Annotated in this window: 14 protein-coding genes; 9 read left to right on the forward strand and 5 right to left on the reverse strand. The window is 46.6% G+C overall.

Annotated elements, in window-relative coordinates:
• A partial coding sequence (locus QZ942_RS03920; protein WP_292993385.1) for an EAL domain-containing protein occupies window positions 1-242 on the forward strand: 242 nt, incomplete at its 5' end.
• 72 nt (window positions 243-314) lie between these two features.
• Here QZ942_RS03920 and QZ942_RS03925 read toward each other — a convergent pair.
• The gene (locus QZ942_RS03925; RefSeq protein ID WP_292993386.1) at window positions 315-971 is read right to left on the reverse strand and encodes a class I SAM-dependent methyltransferase; all 657 of its coding nucleotides are present in this window, start codon (window positions 969-971) and stop codon (window positions 315-317) included.
• 126 nt (window positions 972-1,097) lie between these two features.
• Between QZ942_RS03925 and QZ942_RS03930 the strand changes: the two genes are divergently transcribed.
• Complete coding sequence (locus QZ942_RS03930) at window positions 1,098-6,062, forward strand: pentapeptide repeat-containing protein (protein WP_292993387.1); 4,965 nt, start codon at window positions 1,098-1,100, stop codon at window positions 6,060-6,062.
• Between the two features lie 100 nt (window positions 6,063-6,162).
• Window positions 6,163-6,711 carry a hypothetical protein gene (locus QZ942_RS03935; protein ID WP_292993388.1) on the forward strand — a complete coding sequence of 183 codons (549 nt, stop codon included), beginning with the start codon at window positions 6,163-6,165 and terminating at the stop codon, window positions 6,709-6,711.
• 13 nt (window positions 6,712-6,724) lie between these two features.
• On the opposite strand, the gene QZ942_RS03940 is transcribed toward QZ942_RS03935, so the two are convergent.
• From QZ942_RS03940 to QZ942_RS03955, 4 genes are all read right to left on the reverse strand, one after another.
• Window positions 6,725-9,853, reverse strand: a complete 3,129-nt coding sequence (locus tag QZ942_RS03940; protein WP_292993389.1) for a CusA/CzcA family heavy metal efflux RND transporter — start codon at window positions 9,851-9,853, stop codon at window positions 6,725-6,727.
• Between the two features lies 1 nt (window position 9,854).
• Window positions 9,855-11,414 (reverse strand): efflux RND transporter periplasmic adaptor subunit, encoded by a 1,560-nt coding sequence (locus tag QZ942_RS03945; protein ID WP_292993390.1) that lies wholly within the window; start codon window positions 11,412-11,414, stop codon window positions 9,855-9,857.
• An 11-nt stretch (window positions 11,415-11,425) separates the two neighbouring features.
• Window positions 11,426-12,802 carry a TolC family protein gene (locus tag QZ942_RS03950; protein ID WP_292993391.1) on the reverse strand — a complete coding sequence of 459 codons (1,377 nt, stop codon included), beginning with the start codon at window positions 12,800-12,802 and terminating at the stop codon, window positions 11,426-11,428.
• Window positions 12,803-12,961: 159 nt separating this feature from the next.
• Window positions 12,962-13,342, reverse strand: coding sequence for a hypothetical protein (locus QZ942_RS03955; RefSeq protein ID WP_292993392.1), 381 nt, complete (start codon window positions 13,340-13,342; stop codon window positions 12,962-12,964).
• Between the two features lie 112 nt (window positions 13,343-13,454).
• On the opposite strand from QZ942_RS03955, the gene QZ942_RS03960 reads away from it, so the two are divergent.
• The 6 genes from QZ942_RS03960 to QZ942_RS03985 all read left to right on the forward strand — a co-directional run bounded on the left by QZ942_RS03960 (window position 13,455) and on the right by QZ942_RS03985 (window position 23,140).
• Entirely contained in the window at window positions 13,455-14,045 is a 591-nt protein-coding gene (locus QZ942_RS03960; RefSeq protein WP_292993393.1) for a transcriptional repressor, read from the forward strand.
• A gap of 128 nt (window positions 14,046-14,173) precedes the next feature.
• Complete coding sequence (locus tag QZ942_RS03965; RefSeq protein ID WP_292993394.1) at window positions 14,174-14,443, forward strand: hypothetical protein; 270 nt, start codon at window positions 14,174-14,176, stop codon at window positions 14,441-14,443.
• A 136-nt stretch (window positions 14,444-14,579) separates the two neighbouring features.
• Entirely contained in the window at window positions 14,580-16,643 is a 2,064-nt protein-coding gene (locus QZ942_RS03970) for a TonB-dependent receptor (RefSeq protein WP_292993395.1), read from the forward strand.
• A gap of 187 nt (window positions 16,644-16,830) precedes the next feature.
• A complete protein-coding gene (locus tag QZ942_RS03975) occupies window positions 16,831-19,080 on the forward strand; it encodes an adenylate/guanylate cyclase domain-containing protein (protein ID WP_292993396.1) in 2,250 nt (749 codons plus the stop codon).
• A gap of 243 nt (window positions 19,081-19,323) precedes the next feature.
• Window positions 19,324-22,641 carry a tetratricopeptide repeat protein gene (locus QZ942_RS03980; RefSeq protein WP_292993397.1) on the forward strand — a complete coding sequence of 1,106 codons (3,318 nt, stop codon included), beginning with the start codon at window positions 19,324-19,326 and terminating at the stop codon, window positions 22,639-22,641.
• 19 nt (window positions 22,642-22,660) lie between these two features.
• Window positions 22,661-23,140 (forward strand): hypothetical protein, encoded by a 480-nt coding sequence (locus QZ942_RS03985; protein ID WP_292993398.1) that lies wholly within the window; start codon window positions 22,661-22,663, stop codon window positions 23,138-23,140.
• Window positions 23,141-23,162 lie beyond the last annotated feature (22 nt).

The following is a 23,162-nucleotide window of genomic DNA, read 5'->3' on the forward strand; positions in this document are numbered from 1 at the left end:
ACAAAATGAAAGTCGATTTCCTGAAAATTGATGGCAGTTTAGTATGCAATATCCTTCGTGATGAGGAAGATCTCGATAAAGTAAAAACCATCAATCAACTCGCGCACAAAGCGGAAATTAAAACAATCGCCGAATTAGTTGAATCAGACGACATCATCGTAAAACTACAGGAAATCGGCGTTGATTATGCGCAAGGATTTGGTGTTGCTAAGCCCCATCCCTTCAAAGATCTCGAGTCATAGAACTGAGCGGCAGGGAATTTTTGTAAATCCCTGCCTCTAAAATCCGATTTCAGACTATCCCACAAAGCAGAATCAATCATTTTTCATCGGCTTACTGGCACGGTACAAAGCAATCGTGCCGACCAAGGTACGCTGCTGTGCGGTCTCTTCTACCGGGTGAAATCCGGCATCCATCATAAAACCCGGCAAGCGACCCAGAATGTGATCGTGAATTTCTTCAAACCAGCGCATCATCCAAGAGATTAGCCACATAACAAAATCGTGCGGCTTGCCGAAATCCGCGACATGCAGCTCGCCACCAGGCCTCAGTACGCGGAATGCTTCTCTGAGCATTTGTTGTTTATCTTGCCGCGTTAAATGATGCAACATCAGACTGGTGAATACACGGTCGAAACTTCCATCCGGGTAGGGCAGACAAGTTGCCGAACCCTGTTGCAGGATGATGCCTTCTCCCGCTTGTTCGGCCTTTCTTCGCGCAATATCCAACACTTGGGGATCCATATCAAGCCCACAGACTATGGCATCCGGCTGGGTTTGTTTGATCAACACAGTGAGCGTGCCGGTACCGCAACCCACATCCAGCAAGGTTAGTCCGGATTGAATGCGGGCTTGTGCGATCAATGCAGTCTTAATTCCCGATTCAGGAAACAAGCACCGCATCATCGGATCGTACCAACGCGTCAACCAGTGGAAATGAAGGGCTGGGATAAAATGTGACGGCTTTCTCATGACAAAAGATCTCCAATTAATTACTACCTGCTATTCATGATTATAACTCGAGCGCACTCTATTCATTCCTTTACTTCGTGAATTGATCGTGATATATAGCTAACAAATATCTTTTGGAATAAATCTATGCATCCGATCCGACTGACACCAGAAATAATAAGATATTATTTTAATGATGTAATTAAAAAAATTGGCGGGCTCGGTGAACAACAACTGAGAGCTATTCTGAATCATTTTGATCGGGAAATATTCACTTATGGTGAAGTCATTGCCTTGCTCTATCCCGATATCGAAACCAAAAAAGCGCAGGAGCGATTCAAAAAATTTCAGGTTGCGATCAAGAATGCGGCAAAAGCATGCGGTAAGCAGCTTGAACTAAAAGTCAGCGGCGAAAAACGTGATCCGGATGCGCGGCAAGTGTACTTTGAAGGCGTGCTGCCTGATGCAGAAGAAGAACAAAAGCGCACCCTGGCAATTGTAGCTTCTGGCGGGAAAAGCTATGTCTCTGCGGAAGGCGTGATTCAAACGCTTGACGGTATGCCGGTCAAGCAAAAAAACAAAGTACGGTTTTTTGTTTCATATAGCCACAGCAAGCAGGACAGAACATTAAAAGAAAAATTTCTTCACTATATGAAACCGCACTTTGCGCTATCCAAATGCTATGAATACGAATTGTGGGAGGACAATGATATTTTTCTAGACGCAAATTGGCATCAGTCCATTCAGGAAGCAATTCGCGACTGTGACTTTGGTTTATTGCTGCTCAGTCACGATTTCCTGATTTCCGGCTATATCAAAGAACATGAGCTGAGTCATTTTGTCGCAGAAAATCCAATTCAGCCAGAAGACAAAAAGAAAGCAATCCCCATCGCTGTGCGTAAACTAGATTTTGGGTTGAATCTGCATGGATTGGAGCAACGACAAATTTACTTTTATCAAGATCGTGCATTTTCCGAGTGCCGTGGCGACAATGCCTGCGCAGATTACGCCAGCGACCTACGCAAAAAGATCGAAAAAGCGCTCGACCATCATTTCAGCCCGCCGCCCGAAACCCGGCCGCTAAAAACATCCGCGCAAAACCTGCCGTTATCCGACCGCGATCTGCTTGAGCAACATCAGCACCATAAGATCAACGATCTGAGGGACAGAAAGAAAATGGTCGATGCGGATGGCCACTTGACGAGCCTGGACAATGCCGGGACAGCAAATGTTCGAGCTGGAGCCAATCGCATCAAAGTACAGGAATTCCTGATCGAGTGGGCAATCAATCCCGATAGCGCGCCGTTTTGCGCACTGCTGGGCGAAATTGGCATCGGCAAAACTACCAACTGCAAAATGCTGGCTGTGACTCTGTCCGAGCGCCGCGAATCGGATCGCAAGCTGCCGCAAGTCATTTATATCGATTTGCGCGATGTGCAACTGACCAAAGAAGAGCAGGAAAACATTCCTCCGTTACACAGCATTCTCGATCGCAGCCTGCAAAAAAACTGGCAAAGCGGCACAAGCAAGTTAAGTTTCGATCACCAAACGATTTTCCGCTTGGTGCAGCAAGAAAACGCGCTGATCATTTTCGATGGTTTGGATGAAGTGCTGGTGCATTTAAAATCCACGCAAGGCAAAGCTTTCATCCGCGAACTGTGGCGCATTCTTCCGCCTGCGGTGATCGACCGCGATAAAACGCAACCGGATGGTGATTCCAAAGCTGCTAAACGCACTGGCAAGATGCTGCTGTCGTGCCGCTCGCATTATTTCCGCGACGTTTGGCAGCAAAACAGTTTCTTGACCGGCGAAGGACGCGACGATATCGATCCAAAACGCTACCAGGCCTGCATCTTGCTGCCATTCACCGATGAACAGATTCGCGCTTATCTGGACAAAAATTTCCCGCACAGGGACAATCAGCGCGTGCTCGATCTGATCAAGACCATTCACAACCTGCCCGAAATGGCGCAACGTCCGGTCACGTTACAAATGATTGTGCGGCATATCCCGGAACTGGAGCAAAAGCAACTACGCGGCGAAACAGTACGCGGTGTCACGCTGTATCACATGATGACGCAGGAATGGCTGCACCGCGACGACGGCAAGCACCAATTTAGCATTGATCACAAACCACAATTGATGGAACAGCTTGCCGCGGCGATGTGGCAAAGCGGGCAAAAGCAATGGACCGTGGACATGCTGGAAAATTGGCTCACCGATACATTTCTGGCCAATCCGCGCTGGCAGTTCGAATATAAAAACACCGAGCTCGAAGTATTGCGCGAAGACCTCCGCACCGCGACGTTCATCGTGCGCGAGGAAGAAAATTCGTTCCGTTTCTCGCACACGTCGATCCAGGAATATTTTCTCGCTTGCCATCTGTTCAGGGGGTTGAAAGACAATGCGCCGGAGCGCTGGAACATGCCGATGGCATCACAGGAAACACTGGCGTTTCTGCTGCAACTGCTGGAATTGGGCTGCGGTCCGATATGCGGCAATACACTGAAATCGCTGCTCGAAACCGACCGGCAACACGCTACATTGATGGCGTTTCGCTTTTATTTGCTGGCCATAGAAGCTGGATTGTCACTGCCGCAACCGGCCGCGATTCAGTTGATCAACCAAAATCTGGAACACTGGGAAATTCGTGGACAGCCCGGCAAACCGCTTAATTTGCAACATGCCAATTTCAGCGGCAGTTGCCTGCGCCATTGCCGCTTTGCAGCGGTCAATCTGCCACAGGCAGATTTCTCCCGCGTCGATGCCTTGCGCGCCGAATGGCAACACTGCCATTTGCCGCAATCCCGCTTCGAGCAAGCCAATCTGACCGGTGCGGTTTTCCGCCGCAGCAACGTACAGCACGGCGATTTCACTGAAGCGGTGCTGCACGATAGTGACTGGATCGACTGCCCTGGCAGCGAAACCGTATCGCAGCAAATTCAAAATCAGTTGAGGAACATTGTTTCTACCGCACAATCTCTTGAAAACACTGTGCCCTTCAGTGCACATAGGTTCGATCTAATTCCCCCACATGGGCATACGAATCCGGTTAGTAGTTGCACTTTTTCTCCCGATGGCGGGCTTATTGTTTCTTCTGCAAATGACTACACCGTTAAATTATGGGATGCCAGTTCAGGACGTTTGTTGCATTCCTGCGATGGGCATACGAATGCAGTTAGCAATTGCGATATTTCTCCTGATGGAAAGCTTATTGCTTCCGCATCCGGTGACAAAACTATTAAATTATGGAGTGTATTGTCAGGGCAATTGCTTTATTCCTGCAATGGACATACGAGCTATATTTATCACTGTACCTTTTCTCCAGATGGTAAATTCATTGCTTCAGCATCTCAGGATAACAGTGTCAAAGTATGGGATGCGTTGACGGGCCAATTGCTCCATTCCTGTAATGGTCATACAGGTCAGGTTGACTATTGTACTTTTTCACCGGATGGAAAATTGATTGCTTCAGTGTCGCACGATAGAACTGTCAAAGTATGGGATGCATTGACAGGTCTATTACTGCATTCCTGTGATAGACATACTAGGCAAGTTAATCATTGCACCTTTTCTCCAGACGGAAAATTGATTGCTTCCGCTTCCGATGACTTTACTATTAAATTATGGGATGCGCTAACTGGTAATTTTCTTCATTCCTTAGACGAACATGAAGATAACGTTCGGTATTGTGTTTTTTCTCCAGATGGTGAGATGATTGCTTCTGCTTCTCATGACAAAACAATTAAATTATGGGATTCCCAATCGGGCCTTTTGCTTCATTCATGCAACGAACACATATCAGGTGTTAATCATTGTATCTTTTCTCCGAATGGAGAGATGATCGCTTCCGCTTCTGGCGATAAAACTGTCAAATTGTGGGATGTGCAGTCTGGACGATTGCTGCATTCCTGCGAAGGGAATGCAGATTCAGTTTGGCATTGCGCCTTTTCCCCTGACGGCAAGCTTGTCGCTTCTACTTCTGCTGGCAACACTATCAAATTATGGAGTGCGCTATCCGGGCAATTGCTGCATTCATGTGGCAATTATTCGAGTTTGGTTTATCATTGCGCTTTTTCCTCTGACGGTAAGTTCGTTTCTTCCGCTTCCGGTGACAACACCATCAAATTGTGGGATGCACAGTCAGGGCATTTACTGCATTCCGGTGATGGCTGCACTACAACCAGTCATTTCTGTTTTTATAATCATTACGCTACTTCTCCCGATGGCAAGCATTTTGCCTTTGCTTCCAATAGCTCTAAGAATATTAAAATACTCGATATACAGTCTGAGCATTTACTGCATACATGTGAAGGACATACGGGAATAATTAATAATTGCACCTTTTCTCCCGATGGGAGATTCATAGCTTCAGTTTCCCTTGATAAAACTATTAAACTGTGGGATGTTTTTTCAGGGCATCTACTCCACTCTTTTGAAGGACATGAATACGGTGTCACTTGTTGCGCTTTCTCACCCGATGGCAAGTTAATAGCATCCGCTTCCCTCGATGGCACAGTCAAAGTTTGGGATACTCTATCAGGACATCTCTTGTATTCCTGCGAGGGAAATATGATTGATGTTTATCATTGCGTCTTTTCTCCCGACGGCAGATTAATAGCTTCCGCTTCCGGTGACAACACCGTCAATCTGTGGGATGCCGTGTCAGGGCATTTACTGCATTCCTGCGAAGGGCATATGGCCACTGTTAATCATAGCGCTTTTTCTCCCGATGGTAAGTTCATTGCCTCAGCTTCCCATGACTTCACTGTCAAATTATGGGATGTGCTGTCTGGGCGATTGCTGCATACCTTTGAGGGGCATACAAACCCAGTTTATTATTGTGCTTTCTCTCCGGATAGTAAGTTCATCGCTTCTGCTTCGGCTGATTGCACAGTTCGAATCTGGTCTGTGGAAAGGAATGCGTGGTTGCATGCTTTGATACATTTGCCCGAACAGCAATGGGCAAGCTGGCATGCCGATAGCTACGTGATCGACAACAGCCCGCAAGCCTGGCGCTATTTACATATCAGCACCATCGACCCGGCCACGCAGCGCTTGCGGCGCTATCCGGTCGAAGTTTTGGGTGCATTGCCGCATGCATATCGGTAGACAATCCTTGAAAAATCTATTCAAAGCCATCACTGCAAGACAAAAACAAGTGGAAATTATCATAAAATAAACCCTATTGTAAAAAAGAGGGGACAAAATAATGGCGGCTAAAAAGACAGGCCCGGCCTGGAGTGATGTAAAAGGAAAGCTGGTGAATTTTGACCGGGAGGGATTGCTGGATTTGGTACACGATTTGTATGCGGCAAATAAGGACAACCAGATTTTTCTGCACGCCCGTTTTAATCTGGGCGGTGATGTATTGAAGCCCTACAAAGCAATCATTAGTCGTTGGCTGTGGCCTGATATCCTTAAGAATCAAGACTACTCAGTGGCCAAAGCGAAGAAAGCGATTAGCGATTACAAGAAAGCGATCGGTCAGGCGGAAGGGCTGGCTGAGTTGATGGTGCATTATTGCGAGTGCGTAACCGGTTTTAGCAGCAATATCGGCATTGAAGATGAGAGTTATTTGGATGCGCTGGTGCGAATGTTCGAGCAAGCGCTCAAAGCCATCGCTGCTTTGCCTGAGACACAACGCGATCCGCTATGGATGCGGCTGGACGGTGTTCGCCGCGCCAGTCACGACAATCTCGGCTATGGCGTGAGCGAAGACATGGATGACTTGCTGGCTGAATACAGAGTCGCTGGCTGACTATGGCCCTGGTCTAGCCATTCTTCAGCGCACGCTGTATCGAAATCCCCTTCACCACCGCATACACCGCCGGAAAAATGATCAGTGTCAGGATCGTCGCGGAAACCATGCCGCCCACCATCGGGGCGGCGATGCGGCGCATGACTTCAGAGCCGGTTCCAGTACTGAGCATGACCGGCAGCAAGCCAACCACGCTGCCGACGATGGTCATCATGACCGGGCGTATTCGATAAACCGCGCCTTGCACAACGGCCTCGTACAGATCTGTCAGCGTTACTTTTTCCGCGAGTGCTTTGCGCTGACGGGAGATTGTGCTGAGCGACTGGTCGATAAACACCAGCATGACCATGCCGGATTCCGCGGCAATGCCGATCAGGCCAATGAAGCCGACCACTGCGGCGATGCTCAGGTTGTATTCCAGCCAATACATCAGCCAAATGCCGCCAACCAGCGAAAAAGGCACCGATAGCATGACAATCAGCGTTTCGGTCAATCGGCCGAAATTTAAGTACACCAGCAAGAACACCATCAAAATGGTAAGCGGCACGACCAGTTTCAATTTCTCAGTCGCGCGTTGCATATATTCAAACTGCCCGCTCCAGGTCGCATAGTACCCCGGCGGAAATTGCACTTGATCGCGCACGGCTTGTTGCGCATCGGCAATATAACCGCCGATATCGCGGTCGCGGATGTCGACGAAGATGTATGCAGACAACAGCGCATTTTCCGTGCGAATACTTGGCGGCCCCTGCACCAGCTTGACTTGCGCCAATTGACCCAGCGGAATCATCGTGCCGCCCATCGCGGGAACCAGTACTTGCGTGGCGATGGCTTGCGGATCGCTGCGCAGTTCGCGTGGATAGCGGATCGCCACGTCAAAGCGCTCACGGCCCTCGACCGTGGTGGTAATCACTTGCCCACCCAATGCGACCGAAATAACCTCGAGCAAATCACCGACCGCCAGTCCATAGCGCGCCAACGCCAGACGATCCGGTTCAATATCCAGGTAATAGCCGCCGGTAATGCGCTCGGCATAGGCGCTGGCGGTACCCGGCACTGTTTTCACCACGGCTTCGATCTTCCGGGCAATGGTTTCGATCTCATCCAGATTGCTGCCGAACACTTTGATGCCGACCGGTGTGCGGATGCCGGTCGCCAGCATGTCGGTGCGGTTCTTGATCGGCATGGTCCAGGCGTTCGCGACACCAGGGATTTGCAACGCCTGATCGAGCTCGGCGATCAGGTTGTCGATCGTCATACCCGTGCGCCATTTGTTTTCCGGTTTCAGGTTGATGATGGTTTCGGTCATTTCCAATGGCGCCGGGTCAGTGGCAGTATCGGCGCGCCCAGCTTTACCGAATACCGAAGCGACTTCTGGGAAAGTCATGATGATTTTATTTTGCGTTTGCATCGTTTCCGCTGCTTTGGTCACCGAAATGCCCGGTAACGTGACCGGCATATACAACAGCGTGCCTTCGTTCAATGTCGGCATGAATTCCGTGCCCAATTTCATGGCCGGATAAGCGGTGGCAACCAGCACGCCAAATGCGATTACCAGTATGGATTTTTTCCAGCGCATCACCCCGGTCACAATCGGCTGATACCATCGAATCATGAAACGGCCCAGCCGATTATCTTCCTCACGCGGGATACGACCGCGTATCAGCAGCAGTATCAACACCGGAACCAGCGTAATCGACAGAATCGCTGCACCCGCCATGGCAAATGTTTTGGTGTAAGCAAGCGGCTGGAACATGCGGCCTTCCTGCGCTTCCAATGCAAATACCGGAAGAAACGACACAGTAATAATCAGCAAGCTGAAAAATAAGGATGGGCCGACTTCCTTGCAGGCAGCGATCACCGCATTCGTGCGCGACTCTCCCGGCCTGAGACGTGCCAGATGTTTATGCGAATTTTCCACCATGACGATCGCGGCATCGGTCATTTCCGCAATCGCCAACGCAATCCCGGCCAGACTCATGATATTGGAATTGATCCCAAGCTGCGCCATGGCGATGAAAGCAATCAGCACGCCGACCGGCAACATGATAATCGCCACCAGCGCGCTACGCACATGCATCAGGAATACCACGCAAACCAGCGCCACGATGACGATTTGCTCGATAAATACTTCTTTCAGCGTCGTAATGGCGCGGTGAATCAGCTCAGAACGATTGTAAATGGATTCAATCGAGACATCCGCCGGCAAGCCGGATTTGATTTCGTCAATTTTTGCTTCGAGAGCATGAATCACATCCAGGCCATTTTCACCATAGCGCGCCACCGCGATGCCGGAAACGGCTTCCCCCTCGCCATTCAGCTCCGTAATGCCGCGGCGTTCTCCGGGGATCAACTCCACCCGGGCGATATCCCGTAACAAGACGGGCTTGCCGATATGCGCTCTGACCACCAGATTCTCCAGATCACTAATGCCGCGCAGGTAACCCCGGCCACGCACCATATATTCCGTTTCCGCCAATTCAATAACGCGCCCGCCGACATCTCGATTGCTGGCGGTGATGACTTCAGTGATTCTTTTCAGTGATATATCGTAGGCTTGCAGGCGGCGTGGATCGACCGTGATTTGGTAGGTTTTTACAAATCCACCGACGCTGGCGACTTCCGATATTCCGTGCGTGGTGGTTAGTTGGTAACGCAAGAACCAGTCCTGAATGGTGCGCAATTCATCCAGGGTGCGATCCTTAGCGGTAACAACATATTGATAAAGCCACCCGACTCCGGTTGCATCCGGACCAAGCGCAGGCCGCACATCTCGAAGTAGCTGGTTTGCCGCAAAGTTCAAATATTCCAGTACTCGCGATCGCGCCCAGTAAATATCCGTACCATCTTCAAAAATGACATAAATAAATGAAACCCCAAATGCAGACTGGCCACGCACCACTTTTGACCGGGGCACGGCGAGCATGGCAGTGGTGAGCGGATAGGTCACCTGGTCCTCGACCACCTGCGGTGCTTGTCCAGGATATTCCGTATAAATAATGACCTGCACATCGGATAAATCGGGAATCGCGTCGACCGGCATCTTCCATACGGCGTATATTCCCCAGCCAACAATAAAAGCTGTGCTTAACAGCACCAGAAAAACATGCCGGATCGACCATTCAATAATGTACCTGAGCATGTCAATGCCTCCTGTGATTGTGCGCACCGCCGGCTGCTTCCATGCGCACCAACACAAATTCACCGGCGGATTCTTCCGCCATCTCAAAGCTAATTTGCTGACCCGGCTTGAATGATTGAAGTAAAGCCGGTTCCAGAAAGCGAAAGTCCATCGTCATGGCAGGCCACTGAAGACTTTCAATCGAACCATGCGCAAGTGTGACCGTCGCATGCGCTAAATCAATGGCTTTGATCGTCCCCTCGCCGCGATGGATCATGCGGGAAGCGCTGGCAGGCTGTTCACTGGTCATTGTTTCTTGATGGTTTTGTCCAAATCCACTTAATGCATTCTTGAAATTGCTTTCCGCATCGATCAGAAAATTCGCCTTGACCACCACAGCTTCCCCTGCTCGCAGTCCGCCCAGTACTTCGGCGTACCCATCGGCATGCATGCCGAGTTTCACCGTGCGCGGTTCAAAGCGGCCTGCACCGAGATCGATCAATACCACCCGGCGGGTACCGGTATCCAGGACTGCGGAATCAGGTACCGTTAACACTTTGTCTTTGCTGTGAATCGAAGCAAATTCGACGTGCGCATACATGGCAGGCTTTAGCAGACCATCGGGATTGGCAAGAATAATACGTACGATGGCTGTGCGCGTCTCGGGTGTCACCGCCGGGTATATAAATGCCACTTCACCGTTGAAGACTTTATCGGGATAAGCATCTATTCGAACAGTAGCCAACTGACCCGGATGAATGAGGCCGAGATCCTGTTCGAATACATCGGCCAGCATCCAAACACTCGACAAATCCGCGATTTGATAAAGCATTTCTCCCGGCATAAAGCGTTGCCCCATGACTGCCTGCTTTTCCAAAACCACACCATCGACTTTTGCGCGTAACGTCATGTATTGCTGAACTTCACCGGTTTGCTGCAGACGCCGCAATTCAGCTTCTGCAATGTCCCAATTGCGCAGTTTCTGCAATGCGCCAGCAATTAGTCGTTGCATGGCAGCACGCACGTCCGGATCGCTGTCGGCAACGGATTGCAGCCCTCTTACCGCAATCAGGTATTCCTGTTGCGCGGTAATCAGCTCAGGGCTGTAGACATCCATCAAGGCATCGCCTTTTTTTACTGTTTGCCCTGTAGTGTTCACATACAGCCGGTGAATCCAGCCTTCAAACTTAGTCACCACGGTGTATTGTTTGCGCTCATCAATCTGAACGGTCGCTACCGCCCGCACAGTACGTATTAGCTCACGCAATATTGCCGCCTCTGAGCGAACGCCCAGCTTCTGCACTTTTTCCGTGCTGATGGTCACGACGCTCTGATCCGAAAGAGATTCGTCGCTGTCATAAACCGGCAGATAATCCATTCCCATCGAATCTTTTTTGGGTACCGGCGAAGTATCGGGCAAGCCCATCGGGTTGCGATAATACAAAATTTTCTTGGTTTTTTTCGTTTGGACTGTATCGCCATATGCAAATTTTTGCGATTGCGAGCTGCCCCACCAATAACCAGTGGACATCAAGGCGATCACTGTTAAAGCTAGCAACAATAATTTAACGATTGATTTCATGGGAAACTCCATCATCTGTGTTCATCATGGCGCTTGCCGACCAACAACTCGATTTCCGCCAGCGCCTTGTGGTAACTTGCGATTGCAGTAACTAAGCTGGTTTCGTAATCGAACACGGTCATTTGGTTATCCAGCAAGGTCAGAAAATCAACGCGATTCACCTTGTACGCTGACAATGACGATTCAACGGTCAGCCGCGCTTGAGGCAGGATAGTCGATTGATAAAGCTGTGCTGATTTGTAGCTTTGCTCGGCAACGGCGAGTTGTTGCCGCAAGGCAGCGGCAATCTCGTTGATTTGCGACTGGTGCAAGCTCAGTGCTTGATCACGCAACGCCAATGCTTCCGATACGCGCGGTTCCAATTTGCTTTTGCGCCATACCGGCAAGTTCATGGTCACAGTAAGACTGACCTCATCGGCACGGCCCGTGCCGTCCAACCGGCTTTCTCGTTGTCCGTACATCAAACGAGGAGTGAAGTCAGGGTAATAATCTTTTTGCGCCAGATCCAACACCTTGTCGCTGCGCGCAATCATACTTTGCAATGCCAGCAAACGCGGGCGCTGGACTAAAGCTGATTCGTACAATGCTTCGAGTTTTAAGGCTGGTTCCTGATAAGGTTTTACCAGTAAAGGCACTGGCGCTTTGTTGCCCATGCTGCGGCCAAGCGCACGCAACAAATTCGCTTCAAACATCGACTGCTCACGTGCTAAGCCGATCAAGCGATCTACAATCCGTGATACTTGGGTTTGCGCTTTCAGTACATCGGCTTGAGTGCCTTGCCCGACTTGATAGCGTTCTTCCGCAATACGCAAGAAATGTTCGAGGGTTTGCTTATTCTTTTCCACCAGCTTGATCAGTTCGAGCGTGAGTCCGAGATCGAAATAGGCGGTTTTGAGGTCATGCACGATACGATTGATGGTTTCCTGATAACCATACTCGATCGCCTCTGCATCCTTGCTGGCTACCGCCTCGCGCAAATCGCGCTTGCCCGGAAAAGGCAATGCCTGCGCCAACCCGATCATTTTCATCGTCATATCTTCGGTACGAAAAGGCGATGCGGCAATCGGCATATACAACACACCGATTTCAACTTGCGGATCGTCCAATGCACCTGCCGGTGCGACCCTTTGCTGTGCGGCTTGATGTTCCTGAGCCGCAGCCCGGATTTCTGGATTATTTTTCAGTGTTTCCGCGATCAATTCAGATAACAGCGGGGTGTTATGCACCAGAAGCGCGTCCTCGGTTGCTCTTTCAACTGACTTTGAGAAAATAATCGAACGAGATTCTTGTGCTTGAGCGGTTATCGCGGTGATTGTCCCTATTAATGCGATCACTCCTGCACGAATCATAGTAGTCGATTGGATTTGAACAAAAAATATTAAATACATCAATGCCTCCAAACCGTAATCAATGATACTGCCATGGCAGAAAACCTGCCGGCAGGTTATCGAATAGGGTTAGCGTGCATAGTTCGCCAGTTCGCCAATGCTACCTTGGTGTACTGCGTCTCGCTTAATAACCCTCTACTCGCGCTTACGCGCAAACAATTAGGATTGGGCGGTTAGAGGTGGGCGTTGCGGCTGTTCGGGTACAAATGAAATAAAACTGGAATGTAATGAAGTAATGGCGGAAGTGTGATTAGTGAGTACTGGCGCAGTATAGCCCGACAGAATCGGCGTATTGCTATATGCGTCACAAGCGGTATCGTTGCATGGCAAGCTGGCTAACAAATGATCGGTTGTATTATCTGCTGTTTGCTTATGACAAGCATCGTGATGATGGCTATCGATGGTTACCGTAGATTTCTCATGATGACTTGGGAAGCTTTTTTCCTGCACACACACTGATAAAACAGCCGCCGTAGCGCCTTGCAACGGCAGCCACAGCATAAAAAAAACCAATAGCCATTTGTAGTTACGTGCTTTCATGTCGTTTCATTATAAATGATTTCCAGTTTTGACAAATAAAATCTGCAAATATTCAAGTCCCTCATCAACGTGGCTGATTGGAATCCATCACTTGCTGAAATTGCCAATCATAATGGCTTGCCCCCGAGATTTTTGCCATGCGGTTAAACTGGCCACATCATTTGTTACCAATCCGAACAGCTTATTTGCGCTCTGTATAGAAAAACAAGTCGCTTATTGCATCAACAGGATGACTCCATTACAATCATTGCAACATTGTTGCGTTTATTTAAGTATGTTTATGTTTAATAAGCTTCACAGAACCGCTGAGGAGTTGATCCGGCACAGCGGTGGCCGGGTTACGGTAGGCCGAATTAGAATACTGTCTGTTTTGCTGGCGGAACAGCAAGCAATTACGCACCGGGAAATTGAACAGCGTTTGCCGCAAACTTTGCAACTGGATCGAGTGACTTTATATCGCGCGCTGGAATGGCTTGCCGATAAAAATCTGATCCACAAAGTAACCAGTGACGACCGGGCTTGGCGTTATCATGCCAACCGGGAATTGCATACACATCAACATGCACATTTCAAATGTACCCGCTGTGCACAGATGATCTGCCTGGATGATTTGCCGATTGAGCGAAGCTGGCCTTTACCGGCTGGCTACCGATTTCAAGAAATTGAGCTAACGGTAAAAGGCCTTTGTGCCGATTGTAGTTAAAAAATTCACTTCACAAAAAAAGGTCGAGTGATTTTATATGGTTAGAAAACCACTTTGAATTTCCAATGATACGCAAAAGCTTATTTCTGATTTTGACGTTAGCATTATTGTCTGTGCCGATCTTTTCGATGGCACACGCTTTCACACATTTCGCACAGGCCGATGTGCTCGATGTTACTGAAACCGGGACTGATGATGGCGCTGATCTCGATGAAATCTGTTTGGATTGTCTTGCGCTTACTGCACTCAATATCTTTTTAGTTGCTTCTGGGCTAGCCCTTTGTGGCCCGATAGCACGTCACCGCTTGTCATTACTGACAGTCAGACATCATTCTGATAACAAAACCCTTTCCTATCATTCACGTGCACCTCCTGTTTCATTCCATCTGATTTATTAAACGGTTAATCCTGATCTGTATCAGTCGCTAAACAGTCTATTGATTGTCTTGACTTGTATTGATTGCTTGTGATCGATCAGTCTCATTGGTGCAACTCAGTTGCACACCAAACACCCTATTTAATTAGGAAAGCTGCATGGATTGTTCTAATCATAAATTAAATAATGCTGCCGGGTTGTATAAAGGCAAGGCATCTCAAACAGTGGCAGTTATCTTGGTATTTTCCCTGCTGGAAATATCCAATAGTCATGCACAAAGCGTCAATAAGAACGTCGAGTTACCGAGTGTCCAAATTACTGCGCCGAACGCAAGCTCAGCTGAATCGTCTGGAGTCAAGGCTGATATTGTATTGCAAGGCGATCGCCTGCGCCGGAAACGTGAAACCAATCTGGGCGATACGCTATCGCATGAACTGGGAGTAACGTCTAGTAGCTTTGGACCAGGTGCTGGCCGCCCAATTATTCGAGGACAGGACGGGCCTCGTGTACAGGTTCTAGAAAATGGCGTTGGTACGGGTGATCTGTCGATCATTAGCCCGGATCATGCCGTGGCAACTGAAACCTTAAATGCGTCACGCATCGAAATACTACGCGGACCATCCACATTGTTATACGGCAGCGGTGTGTCCGGCGGCGTGGTGAATGTCGTCAACGATCGCATACCTGATCGCTTGTTTAAGACACCACAAGCAAACTTTGAAGGACGCTTCAATTCTGCTCTGGAAGAACGCAATGGTGCGCTCAATGCATCAGGAAGCTTGGGCAGAATGTCCTGGAATATTGAAGGCGCCAAAAGAAAAACCAATGATGTTCATATCCCCGGGCGTGCGAATCCCAATGATCCAAACAGTGAAATTGGTTTTGTCAGAAATAGTGCCATCGATTCGAGTAATTTATCGGTGGGCAGTTCCTATATCGGCGAGCGCGGCTTTGTGGGCATGTCGGTTTCAAGGATGGAAAATTTTTACGGTATTCCCGGACCGGAAGGTGCAAAAATTGACATGAATCAGACTCGCTATGGTTTGGCTGGTGATCTGGATAACCCGTTAAAAGGATTCCAGCAACTCAAGATGCGCTTTAATTATAATGATTACCAGCACAAGGAGCTCGAACAAAGTGGTGATGCTGGCAGCCGTTTTAAAAATAATGAATTGGATAGCCGAGCCGAACTCATTCATTCCCCCATCGCTCAGTGGCAAGGCGTCATGGGCATTCAACTACAAAACCGAAATTTTTCCGCTAAAGGTGAAGAAGCTTTCGTGCCATCGAGTCTCTCGCAATCGGCTGGATTATTTATGCTTGAAAAGCGTGAATGGCAGCAATGGCGATTTGAAGTGGGCGGACGGTTTGAACATACCGCTCATAACCCGCAAGCCGCGCTGCTTCAAACACGTGACTTTAATCTGTATAGCGTATCCGCAGGAAGTGCCTGGAAATTTATGGATGGTTATCAGATCGATTTGACTGCCACGCGCGGACAACGTGCCCCGAATACTGTCGCACTGTATGCCAACGGTAAGCATGTAGCCACCAATACTTTTGAGCAAGGGGATCAAGCCTTGAGAAAAGAAACTTCGAATAATTTTGACATTGCACTGCAAAAAACCACGGGTACGATCACCGGAAAAGTAAATTTATTCTATAACTACATCAATGATTATATCTTCCAGCAAAGTCGCGATAGCAATCGCGATGGCTTCGCGGACAGGGTTAATGATGAAGGCCTATTGGATAGGCATGGCGCTTTTCTGGTTCAGGATTTTTCACAAACACGTGCAAAATTTTACGGTGTGGAAGCCGAAGCTATTGTTGCATTATTACCCGATACGCTTAATCTGCGGCTATTTACTGATATCGTGTACGGCAAGCTAAAGGATAACGGCAGTATTCCACGTATGACTCCACAACGCTTCGGCTTTGATCTGGATTACAGGAAAAATGCTTGGCAAGCCAATTTTAACCTCACACGGGTAACTCGCCAGGATCGCGTAGCCGTATTGGAAACTGAAACGTCCGGCTACACGCTGATGAATGCCGAAATGGGCTATCACATGAAACTATCCAAATCCGCTCACTATACACTTTTCCTGCAGGGCAGAAATTTGTTGGATAGCGACATGCGTGTACATACCTCGTTTCTGAAAGATACCGCACCGCTGCCGGGACGAGCTATCGTTGCAGGAATTAGAGGTGCATTTTAAAAATTAGATGCTACCAGTATTCAGACATGTGTAATTGATATGAGAATCTAAGTGCTGGTCTTTCTGGCTGCTATAATGAAAACCGTGTAGTCCTAAAAACCGTTCTCAGGATTATGATTTCAAGCTATTTTGAATGCCTCAAAAATCGTTTCTATCAATCTTGTTTCAGTAGGTCCGGAACACCAACATGGCAAAATGGTTAAAGCAGCTACTTTTAGGTAGTTTTATCGGTTTATTCGGTGTGCTTGTATACCTATTGCCGCTCGGGTTAGCGCTTGAAGAAAAATTTGGCTTAAACTGGCTATTTCACTTGCGCGGTGTGGTTACTTCGCCCGATGATGTAATTGTTGTTGCGATTGATCAGCCTTCTGCCACCCAATTGGATTTACCGATTACACCGCGACTATGGCCACGCGACTTACATGCCAGCCTGATTGATAAGCTTACCGAGGTGGGTGCGCGAGTCATCATTTTTGATCTTATTTTTGACACGCCCAGCGTGATACCAGAGAACGACAAGAAGCTAGCACATGCGATAAAAGCGGCGGGAAATGTCGTATTAATTGAACGATTGGTTTATCGAGATACCGGATTACTCATAGACGATGAGCAAACACAAAATCGCCTTTTTGAAGAAGGCCCCGCCCCCCTCCTGCCAATCATTGCAGATGCTGCCGAAGCTCGTGCACCTTTTCCATTACCTAAAGCAGAACGAGTCAATGATTATTGGACTTTTAAAGCGAGTGCTGGAGATATTCCCACGGCACCAGTCATCGTGCTACAAATTTTCACCTTGCCAATATACGACGATTTTGTTCGCTTACTACAAGCAGCAGATCCAACAATAACCGAACAATTACCTTCTCATGCGAAAGATGGCGATATCGAGGATTTGATATTAACACTGCGCCATATATTCATTAATCGGCCACAAATAACTCAAAAGATACAAGCCGAGCTCAATCGTGATTCAAATATGAATCTCACCGAAAAGAAGATGGTCACTTCGTTATTAAATTTATATTCAGGTCACGAAAAGAACTACCTAAATTTCTATGGACCGCCACGCAGTATTACCACAGTACCTTATTATCAAGTATCAAAGCTTCATGAAAATAAAATTGCTAAAAATCTACCGGAAGGGATCGATTTCAAGGATAAAGTTGTTTTTGTCGGATTTTCAGGTGCCACGCAGCCCGAGCAAGATATCGTGCGAGATGATTATCATACGGTATTCTCAAATCCAGACGGCCTTTTCATAAGCGGCGTCGAGATTGCTGCAACGGCTTTTGCCAATTTATTGGAGAACAAGCCTATCAGGCCTTTACCACTTTCGGGTGCTCTAGGCATTTTATTTCTGCTTGGTTTTGTGATGGGAATTGTTTTCCTGATTTTGTCTACCCGGGAATCTATTGTACTGGGTATTTTTGTCATATCGATTTACACTTTCTGCGCATACTACCTGTTTAAGGAAGCCGCTATTTGGTCACCTGTAATGATTCCACTTTCACAAATACTGTTTGCTTTTATCTTGGCAGAAATACAAAAGCATCACTTAGAAAAAAAGAAAAGTAAGCAACTCGAGATACAACTAGCGGAAATCAGAAAATCATTAGGCTCTTCTTATCCCAACAGAACCGTAGAAAGAATATTAGGAAACAAAGATGAACAAGGCATTTGCAGCCCCTGCTTAACCACGGATGTGGCGGGATACACCACATTATCCGAGCTGATGGATTCAAGGGATTTGGGTCAATTGATAAATGAATATCGCGATGTATTAAAAAATCCAATTCGACAACATGATGGGCACATCATGGATATGATTGCAGACTCAATGCTGGCGATATGGATTGATGATCCGGAAAATGCCAGTCTGCGAACAAAAGCATGCCAGGCATCCCTTGATTTAGCTGCCGCAGTTGAGCGTTTCAACCAATCACAATCAGACAGTAGGCTACTATTACCGACCAGAATAGGTTTGCATTTTGGTGAAATGTCACTGAGAAGAGGGGATGGAAGTTACAACGTCATTGGAGATGTCGTAAACACAGCCAATCGAATTCAAGGCGCCAATAAAGTTCTCAAAACACGTATCTTGCTATCGAGTGAAGTAGCTGATGGCTTGGATGGCTTTCTTACGCGTTCTCTTGGTGATTTTATATTACCGGGTAAAACAATCCCGGTAAAACTATTGGAACTCGTAGCCTATCGGCAATCAGCCAGTGAAGAACAATTGTGGTTATGTGAAATCTTCATGCGCGCATTGAATGCTTACCAATTACAGAGGTGGATTGAAGCCAGTCAAGGTTTTTACGACATTCTCAAGGTGTTTCCTACGGATGGTCCAACGCAATTCTTTCTGTCGTTGTGTTTGCGGTACATGGATGAACCCCCAACAAGCCCCTGGCCTACCTCAAGAATCGACAGCAAATAATATCTATTAGTGAAAAAACAAGTAAAAACTATTTGCGTGTGAGAATTCTCACATATAAATAGTAACTCTGTAATTATACTTCCGTCGGTCTTGATAGATATCAAATACCCTGTCTAGCTACAAGGCTATTTAACTTGTATAATTAAATAGTAAGCTAATCAAATTATTGGGTTCTTCTAGCATATTAAAAATAGTAAATCAGCATTCGCTACCTCAAGAAGCGAGTGGAAAGAAAAATGAATAATGAAAATATGCAAGGCAATTGCGATTTACTTACTCTTCAGAAAAGTGTCGGCAGTAATGTTCATGGTTTGTGCGACGACTTTTTTCGGATCATCGATAGGCAAAGCTCATGCGACCGGTGCTTGTCAGCTGGAAGTAGCTCGGATTGTATCCATACAAGGTATTATCGAACTACGCCGAGCGCAAGAGAGAATTTGGCAAAAAGCTAGCATGGATACAACACTTTGCGCAGGCGATATGATCCGTGCTCGAGCGCAGAGTCGTGCAGCATTGCGCTTAAGTAACGATAGCATGTTAAGGCTCAACCAAAAGACAAGTATTACATTTCCTGCATTACAAGAAACCAAAGACACATCATTACTGGATTTATTCGAAGGCGCGATCCACATCATCACGCGCACTCCTAAGCCGTTTAAAATAAGAACACCGTTTGTCAACGCGAGTGTCGAAGGAACAGAATTCTTTGTTGGCTTACACGAAGAAAGTACCCGGATTGTTGTCTATGAAGGCAAAGTATCCGCCAGTAATGAGCTGGGTAGCTTGCTGCTTAAAGATCACGAAGCAGCCCTTACACTCAATGGGCAAGCTCCGCGTAAAGAAATTATCATTCACCCAACCGATGCCGTGCAGTGGGCACTCTATTATCCAGCCGTTTTCGATTATTGGCAGGACGATCAATTCAAAGATAAAAATGGTGTTAGTTCTCAGCTGCATCAAGCAGGTCGTTTATTAGTTGTTGGGCAAGCGGATAAAGCAAAAGAGAATATCGAGCAAGTACTCAAACATGAACCCGACAACAGTGACGCGCATGCACTGCTTGCGATCATCGCCGTAGTGCAAAATGAAAAAGATCAAGCGCTCGATCTAGCCACCAAGGCGATCACACTTAATCCAGATTCCGCTGCGGCACATTTAGCACTATCCTATACGCAACAAGCCCATTTCGAGATCACAGCAGCATTAGAAAGTGTACAAAAAGCAGTTACGCTAGATCCACAAAATGCGCTTGCCTGGGCACGCTCCGCCGAATTGCAAATGTCTTTAGGTGATCTGGACCGCGCCTTGGATGCAGCGCAGCATGCTGTGAACTTGAATCCTGATCTGGCTAAAACACAAACCATATTAGGTTTTGCCCATCTGCTGCAAATCGATACTAAAACAGCAAAAACCATCTTTGCCCAAGCCATTGTGCTGGATCAAGCCGATCCGATGCCAAGGCTTGGTTTAGGGCTAGCCTTGATACGCGAAGGTGAATTGGAAGCTGGCCGAATAGAACTGGAAATTGCAGCCAGCCTGGATCCGGCCAATTCTTTGATTCGAAGTTACTTGGGTAAAGCCTACTTTGAGGAGAAACGATATACCCTTGCCGGTACTCAGTTTGATTTGGCCAAAGAACGTGACCCCAAAGATCCAACGCCATGGTTTTATGATGCGATTCAAAAACAAACGCAGAATCGGCCAATTGAAGCCCTGCAAGATATCCAGAAATCGATTGAACTGAATGATAACCGTGCGGTATACCGATCCAAACTCCTGTTGGATCGCGATGAAGCGGCTCGAGGCTCAAGCCTGGCAAGAATTTTTGAGAATTTAGGATTTGAAAGACGTGCAGTAATGGAAACTGCCAAGTCCTTGAGCCTCGATCCGGCGAACCATTCTGCACATCGGTTTTTGTCTGACACCTACGCCAATATCCCGCGTCATGAAGTTGCACGTGTTAGTGAACTGCTGCAAGCGCAGCTATTACAGCCAATCAATGTCAATCCGGTACAGCCACATGCGGCGGTTGCTGATATCAATATTATTAACAATACAGGCCCATCCGCACCAGGATTCAATGAATTCACGCCACTAATGGAACGTAGCAAGCCTCAGCTAGTTGCTTCAGGAATTGTTGGAAACAATGGCACCTTAGGCAATGAAATGGTATTTTCTAGACTCCATGAGCGCACTTCAATTAGTTTGGGCCAATTTCATTATGAAACCAATGGATTTCGTTCAAACAATGATCAGAAACACAACATATATAATGCATTTATACAGCATGCGTTTACATCAAAATTTAACTTTCAAGCTGAGGTTCGAACTCGCGAAAAAGAACATGGCGATTTATTACTGGATTTCAATAAGAATTTCTTTTCTACCGAGGCGAGAACTAAATTCAAAGAAGATTTTGCACGTTTAGGAGCAAGATATTCAATTTCCTCACGACAAGACTTTATTGTTTCGACTACATATGCAAATCGCAAATCAGATAATATTCTACAACCCGATCTAGATAAGAGAGCTATATTCGATTCCGCAAAAAATCAAAGCTATCAAATAGAGGCACAGCACCTATTTAAAGAAAATTATTTTAACATCACTTCCGGCGGCGGATTTTCCAGAAGAAAGACAGATTCTGAAACTGCTGGACTAGAAACAACAAGTCAATATAATAAAATTTACATGTATTCCAATTGGAGATTGCCACAGGAAATTACTGCGACGCTGGGCTTTAGTTATAACTTTTATAAATTAAGCGATTCTTCAAAACTCGAAAATGTAGTCGATCCCAAGTTTGGATTACAGTGGAATATTGTTGACAAATTGCGCTTACGCCTTGCCTGGTTTGAAACCATCAAATCTAACTTGATTGGGCAACAAACCATAGAGCCAACACAAGTGGCTGGTTTTAATCAATTCTTTGATGACCCAACCGGAACTAAATCAGAGCGCAAAGGGATTGGCCTAGATGGTAATATTACCAATAATTTTCTGGGCGGTTTAGAAGCATCACTTCGGGAGCTGAAAGTTCCATCTCTTGGTTCACCAGTCTTTGAAAAACAGAAAGAGCAGGTATATCGCGGGTATCTCTATGGACTGTTAAATCCGCATTGGTCATTTACTAGTGAATTTCAATTTGAGAAATTCACTAGAAATGAAGACTCTTTGAAAAATGGAATTGCCCCAAATATTATTCAAACACTGAGTGTTCCATTAAAAATTAATTATTTTAGTCCGAGTGGATTGTTTGCAAATCTTTCAGGGACATTTGTGAACCAAAATATTCAAAGACTAAATGAAGATAATTCTTCTGATCCTGGCTTGACGTACCCTAAAGATCTAAAGATAGAAGGAAAAAGTAACTTTTTCCTTCTGGATGCATCTGTTGGTTATAGATTGCCATCAAGACGAGGACTGCTAAGTTTTGAAGCGAAGAATCTCCTTAACACAAATTTTCATTATCGAAATACGCATTTTTTTGTTTCCGAACCTTTTTCACCCCGTTATAATCCGTCAAGAGAATTTTTTGTACGTTTAACTCTAAATTTTTAATAAAAAGCGAGAATAAAAAATGAAAGCTCTAAAAATTTCAAGTCTGATATTTTCAGTATTAATTGGAATATTATCAACACTAATTGTTGGAAAATTGATTTTAGTAGATGGTTTTCCCAAAGAATCTTTGCATAAAGTAGCTAGCCTGAAACCAACAAAATTTGAAATACCTGCACTGGAGAAAGGTGCAGTAGCAATAACCATTGGTTCAGAAACTAAAATAATAGAAGATGTTTTTATTATTTTAGTCGAGAAGAAAAAGGGGGAGGTGCAAGTGTTTTCTAGTGAAATACATCATCCGTTTGATTACGATCCTGATCAGAAAGAGAGTAATAATACTGCGAAAGTCAGTAATCATTCTCTAGAGAATTTAATGTTGCAAGTTGCAACTGGCAGCGGCGATGCACATGCAGCAATGTGTTGTACCGGTCCTTATACGAACTCAAATGGTGAAACTGTTGCACGATCATGTACAAAAAGAAGTTCAGCTTGTTACTAAAGCTTCAGAATGGATATTCCAC

Source organism: Nitrosomonas sp., assembly GCF_021731985.1.
Lineage (GTDB): Bacteria > Pseudomonadota > Gammaproteobacteria > Burkholderiales > Nitrosomonadaceae > Nitrosomonas.

Bases quoted from the DNA above. Each gene is read 5' to 3' on its own strand.
- QZ942_RS03925 (WP_292993386.1), bottom strand. From the start codon at position 971: ATGAGAAAGCCGTCACATTTTATCCCAGCCCTTCATTTCCACTGGTTG.
- QZ942_RS03930 (WP_292993387.1), top strand. From the start codon at position 1,098: ATGCATCCGATCCGACTGACACCAGAAATAATAAGATATTATTTTAAT.
- QZ942_RS03935 (WP_292993388.1), top strand. From the start codon at position 6,163: ATGGCGGCTAAAAAGACAGGCCCGGCCTGGAGTGATGTAAAAGGAAAG.
- QZ942_RS03940 (WP_292993389.1), bottom strand. From the start codon at position 9,853: ATGCTCAGGTACATTATTGAATGGTCGATCCGGCATGTTTTTCTGGTG.
- QZ942_RS03945 (WP_292993390.1), bottom strand. From the start codon at position 11,414: ATGAAATCAATCGTTAAATTATTGTTGCTAGCTTTAACAGTGATCGCC.
- QZ942_RS03950 (WP_292993391.1), bottom strand. From the start codon at position 12,802: ATGTATTTAATATTTTTTGTTCAAATCCAATCGACTACTATGATTCGT.
- QZ942_RS03955 (WP_292993392.1), bottom strand. From the start codon at position 13,342: ATGAAAGCACGTAACTACAAATGGCTATTGGTTTTTTTTATGCTGTGG.
- QZ942_RS03960 (WP_292993393.1), top strand. From the start codon at position 13,455: ATGGCTTGCCCCCGAGATTTTTGCCATGCGGTTAAACTGGCCACATCA.
- QZ942_RS03965 (WP_292993394.1), top strand. From the start codon at position 14,174: ATGGCACACGCTTTCACACATTTCGCACAGGCCGATGTGCTCGATGTT.
- QZ942_RS03970 (WP_292993395.1), top strand. From the start codon at position 14,580: ATGGATTGTTCTAATCATAAATTAAATAATGCTGCCGGGTTGTATAAA.
- QZ942_RS03975 (WP_292993396.1), top strand. From the start codon at position 16,831: ATGGCAAAATGGTTAAAGCAGCTACTTTTAGGTAGTTTTATCGGTTTA.
- QZ942_RS03980 (WP_292993397.1), top strand. From the start codon at position 19,324: ATGAAAATATGCAAGGCAATTGCGATTTACTTACTCTTCAGAAAAGTG.
- QZ942_RS03985 (WP_292993398.1), top strand. From the start codon at position 22,661: ATGAAAGCTCTAAAAATTTCAAGTCTGATATTTTCAGTATTAATTGGA.